This is a genomic window from Desulfosporosinus sp. BICA1-9, from assembly GCF_000802135.1.
Genome location: NZ_JUEE01000171.1, coordinates 1 through 20,921, shown reverse-complemented (window position 1 = coordinate 20,921; position 20,921 = coordinate 1). Strand labels below are relative to the sequence as shown.

General features: G+C 44.9%; 18 protein-coding genes. All 18 read right to left on the bottom strand.

Annotated features, from left to right (window positions below; translation table 11 throughout):
• Nucleotides 1–250, bottom strand: a 250-nt coding sequence (locus JL57_RS21540; RefSeq protein WP_034143994.1) for a DUF3102 domain-containing protein, incomplete at its 3' end; no start/stop codon positions are given.
• Nucleotides 251–648: 398 nt separating this feature from the next.
• Nucleotides 649–1,818 carry an aminotransferase class I/II-fold pyridoxal phosphate-dependent enzyme gene (locus JL57_RS21535; protein WP_034143993.1) on the bottom strand — a complete coding sequence of 390 codons (1,170 nt, stop codon included), beginning with the start codon at nucleotides 1,816–1,818 and terminating at the stop codon, nucleotides 649–651.
• Complete coding sequence (locus JL57_RS21530; protein ID WP_034143995.1) at nucleotides 1,818–2,324, bottom strand: peptidylprolyl isomerase; 507 nt, start codon at nucleotides 2,322–2,324, stop codon at nucleotides 1,818–1,820. The genes JL57_RS21535 and JL57_RS21530 overlap by 1 nt, the downstream gene beginning before the upstream one ends.
• Before the next feature lie 597 nt (nucleotides 2,325–2,921).
• Nucleotides 2,922–4,067 (bottom strand): ABC transporter permease, encoded by a 1,146-nt coding sequence (locus tag JL57_RS21525; RefSeq protein ID WP_034143992.1) that lies wholly within the window; start codon nucleotides 4,065–4,067, stop codon nucleotides 2,922–2,924.
• Nucleotides 4,067–4,840: an ABC transporter ATP-binding protein gene (locus JL57_RS21520; protein WP_034143991.1), complete on the bottom strand. Its 774-nt coding sequence runs from the start codon at nucleotides 4,838–4,840 to the stop codon at nucleotides 4,067–4,069. Before JL57_RS21520 ends, JL57_RS21525 begins: the two co-directional genes overlap by 1 nt.
• 14 nt (nucleotides 4,841–4,854) lie before the next feature.
• The gene (locus JL57_RS21515) at nucleotides 4,855–5,871 is read right to left on the bottom strand and encodes an HlyD family secretion protein (protein ID WP_034143990.1); all 1,017 of its coding nucleotides are present in this window, start codon (nucleotides 5,869–5,871) and stop codon (nucleotides 4,855–4,857) included.
• A gap of 81 nt (nucleotides 5,872–5,952) precedes the next feature.
• Complete coding sequence (locus tag JL57_RS21510) at nucleotides 5,953–6,582, bottom strand: TetR/AcrR family transcriptional regulator (RefSeq protein ID WP_034143989.1); 630 nt, start codon at nucleotides 6,580–6,582, stop codon at nucleotides 5,953–5,955.
• Nucleotides 6,583–6,814: 232 nt separating this feature from the next.
• Nucleotides 6,815–7,234 carry a cobalamin B12-binding domain-containing protein gene (locus JL57_RS21505; RefSeq protein ID WP_034143988.1) on the bottom strand — a complete coding sequence of 140 codons (420 nt, stop codon included), beginning with the start codon at nucleotides 7,232–7,234 and terminating at the stop codon, nucleotides 6,815–6,817.
• 21 nt (nucleotides 7,235–7,255) lie between these two features.
• Nucleotides 7,256–8,899 carry a methylmalonyl-CoA mutase gene (locus tag JL57_RS21500; protein WP_034143987.1) on the bottom strand — a complete coding sequence of 548 codons (1,644 nt, stop codon included), beginning with the start codon at nucleotides 8,897–8,899 and terminating at the stop codon, nucleotides 7,256–7,258.
• On the bottom strand, nucleotides 8,896–9,849 hold the full coding sequence (gene meaB / locus JL57_RS21495) for a methylmalonyl Co-A mutase-associated GTPase MeaB (RefSeq protein WP_034143986.1): 954 nt from the start codon (nucleotides 9,847–9,849) through the stop codon (nucleotides 8,896–8,898). Before meaB ends, JL57_RS21500 begins: the two co-directional genes overlap by 4 nt.
• Nucleotides 9,846–10,364 carry a cob(I)yrinic acid a,c-diamide adenosyltransferase gene (locus JL57_RS21490; RefSeq protein ID WP_034143985.1) on the bottom strand — a complete coding sequence of 173 codons (519 nt, stop codon included), beginning with the start codon at nucleotides 10,362–10,364 and terminating at the stop codon, nucleotides 9,846–9,848. Before JL57_RS21490 ends, meaB begins: the two co-directional genes overlap by 4 nt.
• A 534-nt stretch (nucleotides 10,365–10,898) precedes the next feature.
• Nucleotides 10,899–12,296 (bottom strand): GntP family permease, encoded by a 1,398-nt coding sequence (locus tag JL57_RS21485; protein ID WP_034143984.1) that lies wholly within the window; start codon nucleotides 12,294–12,296, stop codon nucleotides 10,899–10,901.
• A gap of 179 nt (nucleotides 12,297–12,475) precedes the next feature.
• Nucleotides 12,476–14,044 (bottom strand): acyl CoA:acetate/3-ketoacid CoA transferase, encoded by a 1,569-nt coding sequence (locus JL57_RS21480; RefSeq protein ID WP_034143983.1) that lies wholly within the window; start codon nucleotides 14,042–14,044, stop codon nucleotides 12,476–12,478.
• A 373-nt stretch (nucleotides 14,045–14,417) separates the two neighbouring features.
• A complete protein-coding gene (locus JL57_RS21475; protein ID WP_034143982.1) occupies nucleotides 14,418–15,623 on the bottom strand; it encodes an acetyl-CoA C-acetyltransferase in 1,206 nt (401 codons plus the stop codon).
• Nucleotides 15,624–15,664: 41 nt separating this feature from the next.
• On the bottom strand, nucleotides 15,665–16,480 hold the full coding sequence (locus JL57_RS21470) for a methyl-accepting chemotaxis protein (RefSeq protein WP_034143981.1): 816 nt from the start codon (nucleotides 16,478–16,480) through the stop codon (nucleotides 15,665–15,667).
• Nucleotides 16,481–16,645: 165 nt separating this feature from the next.
• Nucleotides 16,646–18,043 (bottom strand): GntP family permease, encoded by a 1,398-nt coding sequence (locus JL57_RS21465; protein ID WP_034143980.1) that lies wholly within the window; start codon nucleotides 18,041–18,043, stop codon nucleotides 16,646–16,648.
• Between the two features lie 166 nt (nucleotides 18,044–18,209).
• Entirely contained in the window at nucleotides 18,210–18,956 is a 747-nt protein-coding gene (gene fabG, locus JL57_RS21460; protein ID WP_034143979.1) for a 3-oxoacyl-ACP reductase FabG, read from the bottom strand.
• Nucleotides 18,953–20,533: an acyl CoA:acetate/3-ketoacid CoA transferase gene (locus JL57_RS21455; RefSeq protein ID WP_034143978.1), complete on the bottom strand. Its 1,581-nt coding sequence runs from the start codon at nucleotides 20,531–20,533 to the stop codon at nucleotides 18,953–18,955. The genes fabG and JL57_RS21455 overlap by 4 nt, the downstream gene beginning before the upstream one ends.
• Nucleotides 20,534–20,921: the final 388 nt, after the last annotated feature.

The window sequence follows — 20,921 nt, the reverse complement described above, 5'->3', positions numbered from 1 at the left end:
GTTTGCTCCCGTACTCTCTGAAGACCTTCATAAATCTGTCGGCCGTACTCTGAGAGTAACTGACCGACTCCTCCAGCCACTTACCCCATTCTCCATGCATGAGCAGGGCCTTGGCCTCCGTCAGCCGCCCTCCGATCTCGACGGCGGCGGTAAGGTAGATCCTCTCAGCCTGGTATTTGATCATCTTAATTTCAGCCGCGATTACATGCGGCGTGCGTCCGCTGATGACATCAGGTACTGTATCAGGCATGATATCCACACTCCTTGAGGCTAATTTTACTCATAGGATATGTGGCCAGGCTTAAGAGTGTGACAACCTCAGTCGTCAGGCTTTTTAATCTAGGGAGTACCCCAGCGGGAGCCTTCGCGTTCATCTTATTTTTCTTTACTATGTAACAACCTGGACGGCCATAACATAAGATACTGTATCCCCGGCGTTTAAGCCTGGGGCGGATCGAAAAGGGAAGAAACCCGCTGCTCTTTAAGAGTTCAGCGGGCTTCTTCTTTATTGTCATTATCCTATTCAAGATATGAAAGTGGTGCCTTAATCAAAAGCTTACTTTTTCGGAGGTTTCTCAGGCACCGGTCCCTCTTTTCGAGACCCTTGCCTTTTTAGGTCTAACTCTACAATTTTGCAATAATCCTATTCTATTGTTTCCCTAAAAATCTCTGAATTCTCCCAACTGCTTCCCGCAGAACACTTTCTTCTTGAACCATCGCGATTCGCACATAGCCTTCACCGTGATCCCCAAACGCCAGCCCTGGCACCACAATCACGCCCGCTTCACGAGCCAACTCCCTGGCAAAGGTTACCGAGTCTTGTTTTGTCGGTACTGGTGCCCAGATAAACATTGAACCTTTAGGAATTGGTATATTCCAACCTGCTGAGGCACAGCCCTCGATTAAAATATCCCGTCGCCTTTGATAAGCATTCCTATTTTCTTCGACTGAGTCCTGCACAGAACTGAGAGCAAACGCACCGGCCTTTAATACCGGGGCAAACACTCCATAATCAATATTCGATTTGAGTTGAGAGAGAGTTCCTATGACGTCAGCATTTCCAACGACAAACCCTAACCGCGCCCCGGCTAAATTGTACGTTTTAGAGACAGAGTGAAATTCAATTCCGACCTCTTTTGCCCCTCGAACTTGCAAAAAGCTCACAGGTCGATATCCTTCAAAGGCTAATTCAGAATAAGCTACATCATGGCAAATGAGAAGATCGTACTCCTTTGCGAACTCCACAACCTCTTCAAAAAATGAAAGAGTGGCCACTGCTGCAGTGGGGTTATTCGGATAATTCAAAAGCATGAGTTTCGCTTTACGGGCTATGTCTGGATCAATCTTGCGGAGATCTGGCAAAAAGCCATTTTCCTCTAATAGTGGGACCGCAACTTTCTCTCCACCGGCCAGTATCAGACCCGCGGTATAAATCGGATATCCTGGATCAGGAATTAATGCCATATCGCCTGGATCTATATAAGCTAAGAAAATGTGAGCCAGTCCATCCTGAGAACCCATTAGAGGAAGTACCTCAGTTTCGGAATTCAGCGACACTCCAAATCGATCTAGATACCATGCTGCACAAACCTTGCGAAATTCTTCTGTTCCTCGAGTGAGGGTATAGCCATATTGGGTTTCGTCAAGAACGGCCTGACTGAGAACCTGGCGGATTTCCATAGCTGGGGCTCGATCCGGACTTCCAATACTTAGATTAATTAATACTTTTCCCTCTTTTTCTAGTTCCTTTTTTAAGTTGTCCATTTCCGTAAAAACTGACGCTCCTAAACCTTCTAGACGTTTCGCTGGTTTGTACATTATTTCTTAATTACCTCCGGCTCACCATAGTTGACACCTAAGGTGTCGACCGTCACACTCTTCATGACCTGGTCTTGATTAGGTTTATCCTTTGCCTTTTCACCACTCGGAGTATTGACTATTTTATCCACAGTCTCCATGCCACTAATCACTTTACCAAAGGAGGCATATTCTTTGTCTAAGCTCGGATAAGTCGCTGCCATGATAAAAAATTGGGAGCCTGCTGAGTCTTTACTTTGCGGTGTTCTGCCCATCGAGATCACGCCACGTTCATGCTTCAGATTATTTTCAAAACCGTTATTCGTAAATTCTCCCTTAATGCTATAACCTGGTCCCCCAGTACCATTTCCGTTCGGATCTCCGCCTTGAATCATAAACCTGGGAATTACTCGATGAAAGATCAACCCGTTATAAAACCCCTTTTGAGCCAAAGATATAAAGCTTTTCACAGTATTAGGAGCGACATTAGGATAAAGCTCCACTTTGATCTGCTCTCCGCTTTCCATAGTAATTGTGACAATCGGATTATTCTTGACAGTGGGTGTCTCCACTTTACTTTGAGTTTGAGTATCATCTTTATTCGGAGGTGGTGAACTGACAGTATTAGGGGTCTGTGATCCGCACCCAATGGTTGCTAGGATTAAAACAAACGCAAAAAATAATAACCCGTATTTAAGCTTCTTCATAATTCTTCCCTCCAATAATTCTCTAGCTACCGATCTACCCATAATAGTATACCATCTTTTCAAGTACAAGTTATACAAGTCAGGGAAGGTTCTTGACTTGAACTTGACTTGCATACTCTCTCATACCATGTTCAAACTCCAGCGCCAAACAGCGCGTTGAGAGCGAAGCAATTCAACCGTTCCACGCCCTCGTCGTTCCAACCACCGTCGTTCTAAGACCTACGTCGACCCCAGCCAGAGGGTGTGATTTTGCGAAGCGAACCCGTTAGGCAAAGTCGCGTCAACCAGGCTTAGATGACTCGGCACCAGAACGGCACAGGTTCACATTCTGAATAGCCCAGAGGTTTGCCGTTCTCGCCGAGTCATCAAGCATGGTAGCGACGGCGCCGTGGGTGAGCGCAGCAACTTCACACCCTCCTAATCTAAATTCTTCTTAAACTTCTTGGCTGCGATTCCCACCAAGATGATTGCAAATGCACATAAGATGAGCGTGTCCTGCCAAAGGTACTCCATCCCTACCCCTTTGAGGAAAATTCCCCGCACGATTTCCAAAAAATACGTCAACGGAAATAATCCGCCTATAACCTTTAAGAGAGTCGGCATCGTTTCCCGAGGAAAGATGAAGCCCGACAATAGAATCGAGGGCAAAATCAAGATGAACGTCATTTGCATGGCCTGAAGTTGAGTCCTAGCGACACTGGAGATCAACAGCCCGATGGCTAGAATGGTAAACAAAAAAATGGTGGATAAGAGCACCAGAAGGGGAATACTTCCTGCCGGCATAACCCCAAACCAGAAAATCCCAGTCGCTAAAATTAAGGACAGAGAGACAAACCCGATCAACAAAAACGGGAGAAGCTTTCCCATCAGCAATTCAAGCGAACGAATAGGGGTAACGACCACTTGCTCCATGGTCCCACGTTCCTTTTCTCGAACAATCGAAAACGACGTTAACATAGTGATCACATTTTGCAGGATCAGACCGATCAAGGCCGGAATGTTAAAGACCATCGACTTCATGTCCGGGTTGTACCAGACTCTGGTCTCGATATTAAGCGGCATGTTTGTACCCGCTGCCGCACCTCTAGCAGCAAGCCGAACCCCCTGAATTTCCAAAGATTTATTCAGACCCAACATCTGAACCGCGGACATAGCCGCCCGAGCAACGGTAGGATCGGAGCCGTCGACTAAAACCTGTACATCACCCTGCCCATTATCCCTTTGTAACTCTTTGCCAAAATCAGGCGGGATAATGACTGCCACCCGAGCCTTACCACTATCCAGATAGCCTTCGATCTGATGATAACCTTGGACATAATCATCGGGATCTAAATATTGGGTGTTACGGATTGAGGTTATAAACTCACGACTATCGGTAGTTTGAGATTGATCCCAAACCACGGTAGGAAGGTGGTCTACATCCGTATTTACGGCATAACCAAACAGGAGGAGCATACCGATCGGCATAACAATCGCCATGATTAAGCTGGCGCGATCTCGTCGGATATGGATGAATTCCTTTCTCAAGACTGCTAAAAAACGTACCCAGGAAAATCTTCCCATTAGCCTCGCCCCCCTTTCTTGAGGGTGAGATTGCGAGGATCATCCGAGGCTTCATGTTCAACGTAATAAATGAAAAGATCATCTAAATTATCTTTAGCCTCTCTTTTTTTCATATCGTCCGGCGAACCAAAGGCAATTAACCGCCCATAGAAAACAAAACCCAAGTAATCACAGGTTGCTGCTTCATCCATGTAGTGGGTGCTGACTAAAATCGTCATTCCTTCTTTCGCTAACTGGTGGATCAAATCTAAGAAAATACGCCGTGAAACCGGGTCCACCCCAGCTGTCGGTTCATCAAGAATAAGCAATTGGGGATTATGAAGTAACGCACAAGCTAAAGCCACTCTTTGCTTCCATCCACCTGAGAGGGAAGAGACTAACTGGGTGGTTCGCTCGCTCAAGCCGATCCGCTCAATGACCCGCGCTTTCTGTTCTTGGGCTGCTTTTCCATGTAGACTGTATACCCCTGCATAGAAGTCAAGATTCTCACGCACGGTTAGATCTTCGTAGAGACTAAACTTTTGGGACATATAGCCAATACGCTGTTTGATTTCCTCAGGTTGTGTCAAGACGTCATACCCCAACACAGTAGCCTGACCCTCTGTCGGAACCAAAACTCCACAAAGCATGCGGATGAGGGTTGTCTTCCCAGCACCATTTGGCCCGACAAAACCCATAATCTCTCCGGCAGGAAGTTGAAAGCTTACTCCTTGAACTGCCGTATACGTGCCAAACCGTTTGACCAAACCCTGGCAATCAATCGCCAAATTCATTTTGCCTCACTCCTTTACTCCAGGGTCACATCTGCTGGCATACCTGCTTTCAACTGGTCTTTACCTTCTGTAATGGTTATTTTAACAGCGTATACTGTCGTCGTTCGTTCTTCCTTTGTCTGGACGTTCTTCGGAGTAAATTCCGATTGATTACTGATATATTGGATCTGTCCTTTAAACGTCTTGTCAGGGTATGAATCAGCCGCAATAGCAACCGTCCCGCCCATTTTTATCTGACTCAACTTGGCTCCCGGGATATATATTTTAATCCACAAATCATTGGGATCCAGAATCGTTACGAGGCTTGTGCCGGGATTGACAACTTGACCTAACTCAACATTTTGATAGAGTACCTGGCCACTAACAGGACTTTTAATAATCAGCTTGCTTAAGCCCAGTTCTGCCGTCTTAATGGACTGAGCTGCAATATCAACAGCCGCTTTCTGAGCCTGAATGGTCGGTTGAGTATAACCAGCTTGGGCTTGGTCCAAACTGGCCTGTGCTACATTTACACTCGCTTGAGCGCTCAGATATTGGGCTTTTAACGTATCAATTTTATTTTGCTGTGCATCCACAACCTGTTTACTAATAGCACCACTCTCGTATAGTTTTTGATTATTGACAAGATTATCTTCTTCAAATTTAAGATTCGGTTCCAGTGTAGCCATATTAGCCTTCGCCTGGCTCACCACTTGCTCAAGCCTACGGATTTCCTCCACTCGTGCCCCTCCTAAAAGGTCGTTGAGTTTAGCTTGGGCCTGAGTCTGTTGAATCTTCGCGATATCCAAGGAAATTTTAGCCTGACTGTCATCTAGTTTGGCAATAACGTCCCCTGTTTTTATGACCTGACACTCACTGACTAGTAACTCGACGATTCTGCCGCCAAGCTCTGCTTGCACTGGAATTTCAGTTCCTTCAATCGTTCCAGAATACGTGTTTGAGTCTGCTGAACGGTTAAGATACCGCTCCCCCAAGACCGATAGGGTAATAAGAACTAGAATAATGACTAAGACTGCAGCCTTTTTTCTCACGACTTCTCTCCTCCCTCTCCTTGAACTCAGACTATGTTTCCCTTCGTAAATCGCTAAGATTTGCATTGAGTTTTTACGTCCTTACTTAATGAGTAACCCATTAAAAAAGAGCTCTAGCATATTATCAGCCGCCTCATCGATTGTTTTTTCCGGAGATAAGCCTGGAAAAACGTGATTGAATATACCGTAAAACAGAACCATCGCCATAAAACTTCGCATCAGGGATAGAAACGGAAGAGGTCTAAAATCCCCCTGTTCTACACCCTTTTCGAACCAAGGCTTGACGATAGTAATACCCTGCTCTAGGATTCCTTGAAATAAGGCCTCTCTAACTTCGCTGTGGTACTGCGCTTCAGCAAACATAAAGCGAAAAAGCCCGTCATTTTCATTGATAAGCTCCAAGCGATTCTTCAGAAAACACCGGAAAAATTCCACTGGGGTTGCTTCTTTGTGTTCCTTGTCCAGATAGATGATCCCATCTAAGACTTTCGGTTTCAGAACCCCAACCAGCAATTCCTTCTTAGTGGCAAAATGCCGAAAAATAGTCCCTTCAGCGACACCTGCTGCACGGGCTATTTCCGCAGTCGTTGAACCATTAAAACCTTTTTGTGTGAAAACCATCAGAGCTGCTTCAAGAATATCTTGACGCCGCTCTTCTGCTGTTTTCTTGCTACGGGTTTCCCGTTGCTTATTCTCTTGCTTTGACTTCATAAGCTCCTCCAAATTGTTAAATTCACCGCCAAATTTAAAATGAGTGATTACTCACTTATTTTATCTATTCGTTGAACCTTTGTCAATTATAATTATTAGTGGGTCAAGTTGCTAGTAAACAAAAGGCGCACATTAAGCTTTAATGCACGCCTCGAGATCTTCATTTTTTTGGCAAACGGTTTTCTGATTACTTCACTGCACTTTATAAATATCCAATCCATCATTATTCCAATCAGACAACGTCCGCATTACTAACCGCTAATCTAGCCTTGATCCAACTCACTATCTCCGTCGTGGTTGCCCCCGGGGTAAACAAGGCTTCGGCATGTCCAGCCTCTATAAGGGTCGCGATATCTTCCTCAGGGATTGTCCCTCCGCCCATCAGTAAGATGTCTTCAGCATTCTGCTCTTTCAGCAGTTCCTTAATTCTTGGGAAAATCGTCATGTGTGCCCCAGATAGAACACTGATTCCTATTAAATCGACATCTTCTTGGATCGCTGCTTCCACAAGTTGTTCCGGGGTTTGATGCAATCCTGAGTAGATGACTTCCATACCGGCATCACGCAGGGCCCGGGCGATCACTTTCGCACCCCGGTCATGTCCGTCTAAGCCTGGCTTACCCACCAAGACACGAATACGAGCCTTCTTCATAACGTTCCCTCCCACAATGTCCTAAAATACGGCTTGTTCTCGGTACTCCCCGAAGACCTCTTTGAGGACAGCAATCATTTCTCCCTCAGTGGCATAAGCCCGCACAGCTTCGATTATCTTCGGAATCATATTATCTGATCCCTGAGCCGCCTCTTTCAAATCAGTCAATGTGGTCTGAACCCGAAGGTTATCCCGACTTTCTTTTAAAGCCTTAAGCCCTCGCACTTGAGATCTCTCAACTTCAGGGTCAATTTTCAACAAGTCAATTTCGACTTTGCCCTCAGTGACAAATTCATTGACACCGACAATAATCCGATCCTTGCTTTCGATCTCTTGTTGATAGCGATACGCAGCATCAGCAATTTCTTGCTGGAAGAAATTCTCTCGGATAGCACCCAGTACCCCACCCAACTCAGCAATTTTACGGAAATACTCTTCAGCACCTTCTTCCATCTGGTTGGTCAAGGCTTCCACAAAATACGAACCAGCTAGAGGATCGATGGTATTCACGACACCCGTTTCATAAGCGAGAACTTGCTGGGTTCGAAGTGCAATCTGAACTGCCTTTTCCGAGGGCAACGCCAACACCTCGTCCATGGAGTTCGTATGCAGCGACTGAGTTCCCCCTAGCACGGCTGCCATAGCTTGATAGGCTGTTCGCACGATGTTATTTTCTGGTTGAGGACCAGTCAGAGAACACCCGGCGGTTTGAGTGTGGAAGCGCATCAGTAGACTCTCTTCCTTTTTGGCCCCGTATTTTTCCTTCATGCGGCGTGCCCAGATTCGTCGCGCCGCGCGATATTTGGCGATCTCTTCGAAGAAATCCGTATGCGAGTTAAAGAAGAACGACAAACGAGGCGCAAAGTCATCCACATCTAGACCTGCTTTGATACCTGCCTCAATATAAGCAAATCCATCAGCGAGAGTAAACGCCAATTCTTGTAAGGCAGTTGCTCCCGCTTCCCGAATATGGTAGCCGCTAATGCTGATGGTATTCCACTTAGGCACATTATCTTTGGCATACCTAAAGATATCCGTAATCAGACGTAAGGAAGGCTCAGGAGGGAAAATCCATGACTTTTGAGCGATATATTCTTTTAAAATATCGTTTTGCAGGGTTCCCGTTAATTTTTGGGCGGGTACACCCTGTTTTTCCGCTGCCACAATATACATGGCCCAAATGATGGATGCTGGCGCATTGATGGTCATAGAGGTACTGACTTTGTCCAGTGGGATATCCTTGAACAAAGTTTCTACATCTGCCAGAGAATCGATGGCCACTCCGACACGGCCAACCTCTCCATAGGCACGCGGATGATCCGAATCATAGCCCATAATGGTCGGCATATCAAAAGCAATACTCAGACCAGTTTGGCCCTGGCTGAGTAAGAACTTATACCGTTCATTCGATTCTTTAGCTGTGGCAAACCCGGCAAACTGTCGCATGGTCCAGAGCCGTCCACGGTACATATTTGAGCGAACTCCACGGGTATAGGGATATTCACCAGGATTTCCTAAGTCACGTTCGTAATCGATTTCGGCTGTATTTCCAGGTGTATAGAGCGGATCGATCGGAACACTAGAAACCGTATAAAACGGACCTTTTCGCTCCCTCTGAGTGTCATAGTTCGCTTTCCAGCGCAAGAAATTATCATTTACACTCATCCTATCTGTCCCCCTTTAAAACGCTCTTCCCATAACCTCTCAGCTAGTTCGTAGGAATCACCTTGATCCATTTCTCCCCCTTTAGTTTGGGCAACTTCCCAAACATTTTCGAAAACTTCCTGCAGTTTATCTTCCCAATGGCGCCAGACCTCCCGACGGAGACGCGCCTTACGTCGTTCATCCTTTTGCCCAGATTCTCTCAGGTAGGCTTGATGAGCCCCAATCTTTTCATATAAAATCTCTACCCCGTTTTGGCTAAGAACGCTGGTAAGTACAACAGGTGGACGCCAAGCTTTCCCATCGCAACTCAAGTTTAACATCATCTCGATGTCATTCTTCATGCGCTCGGCCCCTGGCAAATCTGATTTATTGACCACAAAGACATCTGCGACTTCCATAATTCCCGCTTTAATGGCCTGAATTCCATCCCCCGTCCCGGGGTTAAGGACAACTACGACGGTATCTGCAATTTGCATAATCTCCAGTTCAGACTGACCGACTCCGACCGTTTCCAAAAGAAGCCGCCCATATCCTCCGCCCTCTAAAATGCGTAAGACATCGGCTGTTGAACGAGTCACTCCCCCTAAATGTCCCCGAGTCCCCATGCTGCGAATAAAGACGTCCCGATCTGTCCCATGGGCCTGCATACGAATTCGGTCTCCCAAAATAGCCCCCCCGGAATACGGACTACTAGGATCGACTGCCACAATACCCACCCTTTCGTCTTGTACACGGTAGTGTTTTGTCAAAGCCTCGACTAACGAACTTTTGCCCGCTCCTGGAGGCCCTGTTATTCCTACAACCATCTGATGTCCTGTTTGTTTTAGGACAGAACGCATAATATACGCTCGTTCAACATCGTCTTCAACCCAAGAGATGAGTTTGGCGACAGCCCTGCGATCTCGGTCAAAAAGACGTGCTATCCATTGATCCAGTGTTTCTTTATTCAAAATTCCATCCCTGCCTTTGCCTCCACCCCTCGATGGTAAGCATGTCTTTGCTCAGTCATTTCAGTGATAGTATCTGCGATTTCCATTATCTCGGGTGCTGCATAACGACCTGTCAAAACCAAATTGAGATGAAGTGGTCGCTTTTTGATTAAATCTAGGACCTGATCAACCGATATTAATTTGAAAGCAACCGCGACAAGGAGTTCATCAAGGACCACTAAGTCAAATTTGTCCTCTTCAAGCCAGCGCTGAGCAAGTTTAAGCCCATCTTGGGCCATCTGAATGTCAATTGGATCTGGATTTTCGTACGATACAAAGGATTCCTGTCCTGATTGTACTAACGTAAAGTTGGGTAACACGGAGGCTAGTTTTACTTCTCCGTAATTCTTACTCCCTTTCATGAATTGAAGAAATCCGACAGATTGGTTATGTCCAAGTGCTCTCATACATAACCCTAAAGACGCTGTTGTCTTGCCTTTTCCATTCCCGGTATAAACCAGTATAAGTCCTGACACGCCTCCCTTTACCCCCTTTCTTTCATCTTTCACATAGCATTAACATTATGTCTTCGAGCTTCGATCCCTTTTTCCTTGTCTAATTACAGATATATTTAGTATTTTATTCAGAATATATAGAATTATTTATGCAACTTTTATGCCAACGTCCTATTTTTAATAGCTATCATGTTTTGTTTTATTAACAACCCCAAGGCTTACAGGCCTTTTGAGCGTGCGAATTTTGAAAATGTCTAGTTTCTTAATATGTACACGTTTGAATACATTTTTGAATTAATAATCGCAATTGGTGTTAGTCTCCAGACCTAAGAACCTATGTCAACTAACGAATACACGTATACATCCGTAGACACGAAAGTAGCGACCCACATAACAATTCTAGATTCGCAAAAGTTCTCTCCGCTTCGTTCTGTTAAACTAAGTGTAAGCTAAAAAAATAAACCAAGACCCAAAGTTCTAATGCACTTCGGATCTTGGTGGTTAGTTTTTAACTATCACTATCTCCTATGATTTAGTGAGAAAGACTTCCTGAGTTTAAACGAAACCTATGATGCCTTGTAGGAAAATGAGGATAAAGGCACTAACGACTGGTATAAGCAGGGACGTAACGAAAATGTCTTTATAAGAGTCCTTATGCGTGAGCCCAACAATACCTAACAGCGTGATTACTGCACCATTATGGGGCATCGTATCCATCCCGCCTGAGGCTATGCTAGCGACTCGGTGCAGGAGTTCGGGATTTACATTAACTCTGGTCGCCCATTCTAAATATTGTTTTCCAAAGGTATCTAGAGCAATACTCATGCCACCTGAGGCAGAACCTGTAATGCCAGCTAAAACGTTAACGGTGACTGCTTCCGAGGGAAGTGGACTGCCACTTTGGCCGATGCCCAATAAGAAATTAGCAATCGATTTAAAACCTGGCAGAGTTTTAATAACATTACCATAGCCAACTTCAGAAGCCGTATTCATCACAGCTAGCAAGGAGCCGATTGCTCCAGCATTGATAGCCTTGGCAAGATTTCCTTTCATGGTCTTGGGATTGATAAGGACTGCGATGGTTATCCCAACTACGAGGGCAATGATTAGGGCCCAGTTATTCATAGTTCCGGTAATTCCGGCTTTAGCAATATTATAGGGTGCTTGAGTTACCCAACCAGCAATATCCCAGGTCGGAAAAATAAACTTTTGTAGGATCAGCGTAACCACTAAGACTGAAAGCAAAGGTAGTAATGCCAGATAGGGACTAGGCAGGTGTTTATCTTTAACTTGATCCGGTTCCTGTAGAGTATGCTGACCATATCCTTCCCCCGCAGCTTGTGCTTGTCGTTTACGATATTCCAGCCAGTACATACCGCCGCCAAAAATCATGAGTGCGGCTAGCGTACCAAACACGGGTGCAGCATATAAATCCGTATTGAAGAACTTCATGGGTATCGCGTTTTGAATCTGGGGAGTACCGGGTATTGCTGTCATGGTGAAGGTAAAGGCACCTAAAGCGATCGTTCCTGGTAAAAGACGCTTTGGAATATTTGCTTCTCTAAACATGGATGCTCCAAAGGGATAAACAGCGAAGGCGACCACAAAAAGGCTAACCCCTCCATACGTTAGAATCGCTGCTGATAAGACAACCGCTAAAATAGCCTGCTTGGCTCCAACTTTGTTGACGATTGCTTTGGCAATCGACTCGGCAGCTCCGGATTCTTCCATTACTTTACCGAAAACGGCACCGAGCAGGAAGAATGGAAAATAGACCTTAAGATAATTCGCCATATTGGGGAGAAATACTTCTGTATAGGTTGGCATTAAAGCCATGCCAGAGAATACCGCCGCCAAAAGAGCAAAGACTGGCGCAAAAAAGATGACTGAAAAACCTCGATAAGCCATGTACATAAGCAAGACCAAACTCAGGATAATTCCAAGAACCGCCAATGAAATGCACCTCCAATTTAATTTATGGTCGCAACTTTCATGTTCCTATTGGTAAAAAGAACTGTTTTTCTTTCTCTTCACCCCTTTCTTCAATTTCAAAATCAGAACTTATTACGACTCTCTGCTCCTATGTGAACACCTGTTATATCTATCCTAACATGAAGCACCTTGGCACTCCTTTAGTTGAGTTTCCTGATCGTGTTCATAGGTTCTGGAAAAAATATTTTCCAATCCATTGTCTTTAATGATTCAGAAATAACGGGCTTAAAATTGATGAGATCTAAAATATCTTTTTGAAGATTAATTCCCGGCGCGATTTCTTCTAGTACCAGCCCTTGTTCTCCTAAGCTAAATACCGCTCTTTCTGTGATAAAAACTACCTTCTGCCCTTTCTTTCGAGCATAATTGCCACTAAAGGTGATATGCTCAACCTCTTGAATTATCTTAGAAACCTTGCCTTCCTTTTGAATTTGGAGTTTACCGTCCGAAACCTCGATCTCTAGTCCATCAGCAGTAAAGGTCCCACAGAAAACAACTTTTTTTGCAGTTTGAGAAATATTTATAAATCCTCCTGCACCAGCAATTCGCGTACCGAAGCGACTGACATTCACATTTCCCGCCTTATCTAACTGAGCCATTCCTAAAACCGTGATATCCAATCCACCACCATCATAAAAATCAAACTGATACGGTTGATCAACAATGCAGTCTGGGTTAAAACTTGCTCCGAAGCTCAAGCCTCCAGCAGGTACCCCCCCGATTGGACCGGATTCCACTGTCAGAGCAAATCTCTCTAATACGCCCTCTTCTGCAGCAACAGAAGCAACCCCTTCAGGTAGACCAATCCCCAAATTAACAATGGCTTCTGGGTTAACTTCCATCAAGGCCCTTCTGGCAATAATTTTTCGTTCATCGAGAGGCATCGCCTTCAATTCCGTTAAAGGTAGACGTAGTTCGCCACTGTAAGAGGGGTTGTATTGCTGATCAAACGATTGCATATGATATTCAGGTCGGCTTGCGATCACCACTGCATCCACTAATATCCCGGGTATTTTGACATCCCTTGCCCTAATGCTGCCGGACTGAACAACTCTCTCCACTTGAACAATCACAATTCCTCCGCTGTTTTTAACAGCTTGGGCTATAGAGAGACCTTCCAGAGTAAGGGCTTCTTTTTCATGCGAGATGTTTCCGTTTTCATCAGCCGACGTACCTCTCAAGAGGGCTACATCAATCGGAAATGTATGATATAAGAGATATTCCTTACCTCTAAAACTCGTTAGCTCTACTAAATCCTCATGCGTGATTTGATTTAACTTTCCTCCACCATTGCGTGGATCTACAAAAGTCTCAAGACCAATATGAGTTAACGTCCCCGGCTTACCTGCTGCAATGTCTCGGAAGAGATGGGTAATGACCCCCTGGGGAAAATTGTAGGCTTCGATTTTATCTTCTACAGCCATCTCCCCTAACTTAGGTGCCAAGTTCCAATGTCCACCTACAACCCGCTTGATAAGACCAACATGCCCCAAATGGTTCATTCCACGATCCTTAGAATCACCCTGCCCCGCCGCATAAACTAAGGATAAATTTCTAGGTGCCCCCGTCTCTAAAAATCTCTTTTCCAAAGCTGTCGTTAATTCTTCTGGATGTCCAATGCCCACAAATCCATCAATGGCTACCATACTTCCATCCTTAATCAACGCCATCGATTCATCTGCAGTTAAGACCGGCACCAACTTCTTCATCAGTTCCCCTCCTGTCTAACTCTTGTAAGCTATTACCATACTGATTCTGTGAAAAACTATTACTCTCCATCTCTCAATCTTCATAATAATCTGAATATATTCATAATTTATTATTGCAATATTTATGCCAATAGCAAAAAAACCTTTGAGGCTTAATCCGTAAGGGTTGTAAAGAAAAAACATTATAAAACGAGTAATCGCATGTAGCATTTTAGCTACATGTGGTTACTCGTTTAACCTTAATAATCCTGCTATTCCCTGCCATTCATCGTCAATGCGGCAAATCCTCTACATGTCGCACCGATGCTACACCTATCCTTTGGTCATATATTCCATTTGGGTAAAACTTATTTCTTGTCAGTTTTTCCCACTCCTAGTTAAACAGACTATCTCTTGCTGTTGATCTTTCCACAACCATTGCCGTACCCTGCCCTCCTCCAATACATAACGTAGCGAGACCTCGTTTAACTTCCCTACGTTTCATTTCGTACAAGAGTGTTACGAGGACTCGTGTCCCGCTGGCGCCAATCGGATGACCTAAAGCGATCGCCCCACCGTTTACGTTGGTTTTTTCTGTATCAAGCTGAAGTTCTCGGGCAACTGCAAGCGTTTGAGCAGCAAAGGCTTCATTCGCTTCTACAAGATCGATATCCTCAATGGTGAGTCCTGCTTTGGACAGCGCTTTGCGGCTGGCTGGAATCGGACCAGTACCCATAATTTTAGGATCCACACCCGCGGAAGCAAACGATGCAATCGAAGCTAGCGGATGCAAACCTAATTCGAGGGCCTTTTCCTTAGACATAACAACCACAGCAGCAGCTCCGTCATTGATACCCGAAGCATTTCCCGCAGTCACTGTGCCCTCCTTTTTAAAGGCTGAACGAAGTTTAGTCAGAGAGTCTAAGGTCGTCGCGTACTTTGGAAATTCATCTTTATTGAAAACTACAGGTTCCCCCTTACGCTGCGGAATAAGGACTGGAACAATCTCCTCATCAAAAAGACCTCCCTTAATGGCGGCTTCTGCTCGATTTTGGCTCAGTACTGAATAAGTGTCTTGTTCTTCACGGGAAATTCCAAACTGTTCAGCGATGTTCTCTGCTGTAATCCCCATGTGAATGTCGTAGAAGGCATCAGTTAATCCATCTTTAAGAATGGTATCAATCATCGTGCCATTTCCCAGGCGATAACCCGTACGGGCCTTTTCCAGTACGTATGGTGCCATCGACATACTTTCCATTCCACCGGCAACGATGATCTCTGCATCTCCTGTCATAATAGCTTGAGCCGCACTCTCCACAGATTTAAGCCCAGATCCGCAAAGTTTATTTAGAGTCCAGGAGGGTGCCTCCTGAGGGATACCGGCTTTTATAGCCGCCTGGCGGGCAGGATTTTGCCCTAACCCCCCCTGCAAGACATTTCCCATGATCACTTCATCGACCTGCTCGGGAATTATGCCAGCCCGTCTAATGGCCTCTTTGATGACCAGTGCTCCCAATTCGATCACCGGAATTTGCCCTAAAGCTCCACCAAAGGATCCAATAGGGGTACGAACTGCACTAACAATAACAACTTCTATCATGTCCCAACCTCCTATAGTTTAATCTCAATGAAACTTCAATTTCATAATTTCTCAGCCAAGCCTTGTAAATGTTGAGCCGTTTGAGCGAGAGACTGTATCGAAGCTCCTATTTCTTCAATCGCCGCCAAAGCATCTTGCGTATGATCGCTAAATTTCTCTAATTTAGTCACCATGCCACCGAGCATTTCTTGCATACCGCGCATCATTTCCTGGATTTCCGCCGCCGATCCTGCGCTATTAACAGCCATTTTTTGGATTTCCGAGGCCACAACACTAAACCCTCTCCCGACTTCTCCGGCCCGTGCAGCTTCAATCGAAGCATTCAAGCCCAAGAGTTTTGTGTTTTTGGCAATAGAATTGATATACTGTACCACTTCTTCTGTTTTTAGGGATTTTTCATGCACACTCTGTGAACCAAGTGTAATTGTCTGCCCCGATTCTGCAAGACTCTGCACCGTTTGGCCGATCTGCTCAATAGCAATCGACATTTGTTGCAGAGATGTAGCCAGTTCAAACGAAGTTCCTTTTAATTCCTGACTAATGTGGTTTAGTTCAGTAGGGACACCCACGGACATCCCACCGATAACTTCGCCATCGACGATCAGGGGAAAAGCCACTGCATAATAAGGAATTCCCAAAACTTCAGCACCGATCTCCTTGACCACACTTTTTCCAGTTCTTAGAGCTGTCTCCGCTGACGAGCCTTCAACGATTGAATCACCAGGATTTACATTCCACGAAATTCGCTCTCCGCGTAATACGCCCTGATACTTTTCTCGATCAAAAACTACCACGGAACCCTTCCTAAAAATGATTTCAAACACCAGCGGCATCATCTGGAGCAGCTGTTGTAGCATTAGCATTCTCCCCTTTTACCAGAGCTCTCTCAATCCTACCAAAAATTGATTCGATGTTTAAAAAATCATGACCAAGACCCAAAGTTCTAATATCACTCCGGATCTTGGTGGTTAGTTTACGATATCATGGATCCTACGCTTCAATTTAGATAGAATCTTTCAAATTTAAATGAAACCTATGATGCTTTGTAAAAAAATGAGGGTAAAGACAGTTACAACGGGTATAAGCAGAGACGTGACGAAAATGTCCTTATAAGAATCCTTATGCGTGAGTCCAACGATACCTAACAGTGTGATAACTGCACCATTATGGGGCATCGTATCCATCCCGCCTGAGGCTACGCTAGCAACTCTGTGCAGGAGTTCAGGATTTACATTAACCCTAGTAGCCCATTCTAAATACTGTTTGCCAAAGGTATCCAGGGCAATGCTCATGCCACCAGAGGCAGAGCCTGTGATACCAGCTAGGGCAGTAACCGTAGCTGCTTCCGAGGGAAGCGGACTGCCACCTTGGCCAATACCCAATAAGAAGTTAGCAATCGTTTTAAAACCTGGCAGAGTTTTGATAACATTACCATAGCCGACTTCGGAAGCCGTATTCATCACAGCTAGCAAGGAGCCGATTGCACCAGCATTAATAGCCTTGGCAAGATTTCCTTTGATGGTTTTAGGGTTGATAAGGACTGCAATCGTTATCCCTACTACAAGCGCAATGATTAAGGCCCAGTTATTCATGGTTCCGACAATTCCAGCTTTAGCAATATTATAAGGTGCTTGAGTTACCCAACCTGCAATATCCCAAGCGGGGAAAATATACTTTTGCAGGATTAAGGTGACTACTAAAACAGAGAGCAAGGGCAGTAAAGATAAATAGGGATTAGGAAGGCTTTTGCCTTCAACTTGATCTGGTTCCTGAAGGGTATGCTGACCATATCCTTCCCCTGCAGCTTGTGCTTGCCGTTTACGATATTCCAACCAGACCATACCGCCTCCAAAAATCATAAGGGCAGCTAACGTACCAAACACTGGTGCAGCATACAAGTCAGTATTGAAAAACTTCATGGGAATTGCGTTTTGAATCTGTGGTGTTCCTGGTATTGCAGTCATAGTAAACGTAAAAGCGCCTAAAGCAATCGTTCCCGGTAGAAGTCGTTTCGGGATATTTGCTTCTCTAAACAGAGAAGCTCCAAAGGGATAAACAGCAAAGGCGACCACAAAAAGGCTAACCCCACCATACGTAAGAATTGCTGCAGATAAGACAACCGCCAATATAGCCTGCTTGGGTCCAAGTTTGTTCACAATCGCTTTAGCGATAGACTCAGCCGCTCCGGATTCTTCCATTACTTTGCCAAAAACGGCACCTAGTAAGAAGAATGGAAAATAGACCTTTAGATAATTCGCCATATTGGGGAGAAATACTTCTGTATAGGTTGGCATTAAAGCCATGCCAGATAATACCGCCGCCAACAGAGCAAAGACCGGCGCAAAAAAGATGACCGAAAAACCGCGGTAAGCCATGTACATCAGCAAAACTAAACTTAGGATAATTCCAAGAACCGCCAATAAAATGCACCTCCAACTTTATTTTTTCACTAGATCCAATGGCCTGCTTTATTTATCATAAAATGAAGCGCTCTAACTCTGGCTATTGCTTCAGCTGACATTTATAGCAGAGGCTTCACTATTACCACGTCTATCCCGCCCTCAAAATCCCTCCTATCGTTCTAATTTAAATGAAACTTCCGCCATTTATATCCAGGACCGCGCCTGTGATGTATGCAGAGGAATCTGAGGCTAAGAAAAGGGCTGCATCTGCTACTTCTTCAGGTTCAGCAAAACGCCCAACCGGAATGGTTGCTATTAGTGCTTTTAACTGCTCTGCAGGGTATTTATTCATCATGTCCGTATTGATATATCCAGGCGCCAAGGCATTACAGGTAATTCCCTTGGTTGCATTTTCAACAGCCGTTACTTTTGTTAACCCGATCAACCCAGATTTTGAGGTTGCATAATATCCAGTTCCAAAGATCCCTATGCGGGCCGTTAGTGAGGATAGATTCACAATTCGTCCATATCCCTGCCCACGCATCGATGGAAGCACTGCTTTCGTACAGATGAAGGGTCCTGTCAGATTGACCGCCATGACAGCGTCCCAGTTGGATAGATTACCTTTATGAAGTAGTCCGTCCCGATTGATTCCGGCGTTATTGACGAGAATATCAACCCTTCCGAACCGCTCGATAACCTTTTCCACCATACTGTTCACTTCGTCTTCTTTGCTGACATCCGCGAGGAAAAGCTCAGCCTCTACCCCTAGTTTCCGGAGTTCCTCCACGGTTTCCATGGCCTTAACCTCATTAAACGCAATATCATTGACTGCGATCTTTGCTCCTTCTCTAGCGAAGGTAAGCGCGATGGCCTTACCAATCCCTTGACCGCTTCCGGTGATTAAGGCAACTCTATCGTTTATTTTCATTTTGCTGCACACCTTTCATCGAATTCATAATTAATTTTCATCAGTTCTGGATAAAAAAGTATTGAATCCATTGTTTTTAAAGATTCAGAAATAGCAGGTTTAAAACTCATCAAAGCCAAAATATCCGTTTGAAGATCGATGCCAGGGGCAATTTCTTCAAGTACAAGACCTTGTTCTCCGAGTCTAAATACGGCCCTTTCTGTAACAAACAATACCTTCTGCCCTTTCTTTCGAGCATAGTTTCCACTGAACGTGATATGCTCGACGTCTTGGAGCAACTTAGAAATTCTCCCTTCTTGGAGGATGACGAGCTTGCCGTCCTTTACCTCAACCTTTAATCCATCGGCTGCAAAGGATCCACAAAAAACAACTTTTTTCGCAGTTTGAGAAATATTGATAAACCCGCCAGCCCCGGCAATGCGCGTCCCAAACCTACTTACATTGACATTACCGTGTCTGTCCAACTGGGCCATCCCTAGAACTGTGATGTCCAGCCCTCCACCATCATAAAAATCAAATTGATACGGTTGATCTACGATACAGTCCGGATTAAAACTTGCTCCAAAACTTAACCCTCCGGCAGGTACTCCTCCAATCGGGCCGGATTCCACTGTCAGAACAAATTGCTCTAAGACCCCTTCTTCCGCAGCAACCGACGCTACCCCTTCAGGAACTCCGATTCCTAAATTAACAATTGCCCCCTTATTGACTTCCATGAAAGCCCTTCTGGCCATAATCTTTCGTTCATCGAGAGGAATTGCTTTGAGTTCGGTTAATGGAAATCGTAATTCGCCACTGTAGGAGGGGTTATATTGTTCGCCAAACGACTGCATGTGAAATTCAGGCCGGCTGGCGATCACCACTGCATCCACAAAAATACCAGGAATTTTGACATCCCTTGCCTTTAAACTTCCTGCTTGAACAACACGCTCCACCTGAACGATCACGATGCCGCCACTGTTTTTCACAGCTTGGGCAATGGAGAGACCTTCAAGGTTGAGTGCTTCCCTTTCAAACGAAATATTCCCAAATTCATCGGCCGATGTTCCTCTTAAGAGTGCTACATTAATCGGAAATGAATGATAGAGTAGATACTCCTTCCCTCTAAAACTCGTTAGCTCCACTAAATCCTCCTGGGTGACCTGATTTAACTTGCCTCCACCATTGCGTGGATCGACAAAGGTCTCTAGGCCGATATGGGTTAACGTCCCCGGTTTACCGGCTGCAATATCTCTGAAAAGATGGGTAATAACCCCCTGTGGAAAATTGTAGGCTTCAATTTTATTTTCAACAGCCATCTTTCCTAACTTAGGCGCAAGATTCCAATGACCACCAACGACACGCTTAATGAGACCAACATGTGCCAAATGGTTCATTCCGCGATCTTTAGAATCACCCTGACCTGCTGCATAAACCAAGGATAAATTTCTGGGGTTACCTGTCTCGACAAATCTTTTTTCCAAAGCCGTTGTCAATTCTTCCGGGTGTCCGATACCCACAAATCCATCAATGGCGACCATACTTCCGTCCTTAATCAACGCGATCGCTTCATCTGCCGTTAAGACCGCCTTCTTCATCTATTATCCTCCTTGTAAGATAGATATAGGGTCGATGGTTCAAAACCAACCCGAACGTTCCTTGATAACTTACTCCTTATTGTTCAGATGAATTAGTTGACACGTTGGACCTCAATCAGTAAATATCGTGCTATAATCACTTTTGGCAGAGAGATAGATGTGCGTTCCTCCTGGATCCCTCTTTTTGAGGCTTATCCGTAAAATAGCGTGTCACTCCACAAGAATGATTCGATGTTTAGCTGGTTGGGTCACTATTCTAGTGTTACCCGTTTCAAATGCAAGGTTGTTTGACATTCTTCTTAAGTGGATGCTCTGATTCATTCTGTTTGAAAGGTTGTGTTCCCTTGTCTCAGTTTCTTAACGATTTCGTAGTCGGAATCGATGTTTC

What these genes read in the sequence shown, in the direction of transcription:
- JL57_RS21535 (WP_034143993.1), bottom strand. Translation starts at nt 1,818, where the DNA reads ATGTACAAACCAGCGAAACGTCTAGAAGGTTTAGGAGCGTCAGTTTTT.
- JL57_RS21530 (WP_034143995.1), bottom strand. Translation starts at nt 2,324, where the DNA reads ATGGAAAGCGGAGAGCAGATCAAAGTGGAGCTTTATCCTAATGTCGCT.
- JL57_RS21525 (WP_034143992.1), bottom strand. Translation starts at nt 4,067, where the DNA reads ATGGGAAGATTTTCCTGGGTACGTTTTTTAGCAGTCTTGAGAAAGGAA.
- JL57_RS21520 (WP_034143991.1), bottom strand. Translation starts at nt 4,840, where the DNA reads ATGAATTTGGCGATTGATTGCCAGGGTTTGGTCAAACGGTTTGGCACG.
- JL57_RS21510 (WP_034143989.1), bottom strand. Translation starts at nt 6,582, where the DNA reads ATGAAGTCAAAGCAAGAGAATAAGCAACGGGAAACCCGTAGCAAGAAA.
- JL57_RS21505 (WP_034143988.1), bottom strand. Translation starts at nt 7,234, where the DNA reads ATGAAGAAGGCTCGTATTCGTGTCTTGGTGGGTAAGCCAGGCTTAGAC.
- JL57_RS21500 (WP_034143987.1), bottom strand. Translation starts at nt 8,899, where the DNA reads ATGAGTGTAAATGATAATTTCTTGCGCTGGAAAGCGAACTATGACACT.
- JL57_RS21480 (WP_034143983.1), bottom strand. Translation starts at nt 14,044, where the DNA reads ATGAAGAAGTTGGTGCCGGTCTTAACTGCAGATGAATCGATGGCGTTG.
- JL57_RS21475 (WP_034143982.1), bottom strand. Translation starts at nt 15,623, where the DNA reads ATGATAGAAGTTGTTATTGTTAGTGCAGTTCGTACCCCTATTGGATCC.
- JL57_RS21470 (WP_034143981.1), bottom strand. Translation starts at nt 16,480, where the DNA reads ATGCTACAACAGCTGCTCCAGATGATGCCGCTGGTGTTTGAAATCATT.
- fabG (WP_034143979.1), bottom strand. Translation starts at nt 18,956, where the DNA reads ATGAAAATAAACGATAGAGTTGCCTTAATCACCGGAAGCGGTCAAGGG.
- JL57_RS21455 (WP_034143978.1), bottom strand. Translation starts at nt 20,533, where the DNA reads ATGAAGAAGGCGGTCTTAACGGCAGATGAAGCGATCGCGTTGATTAAG.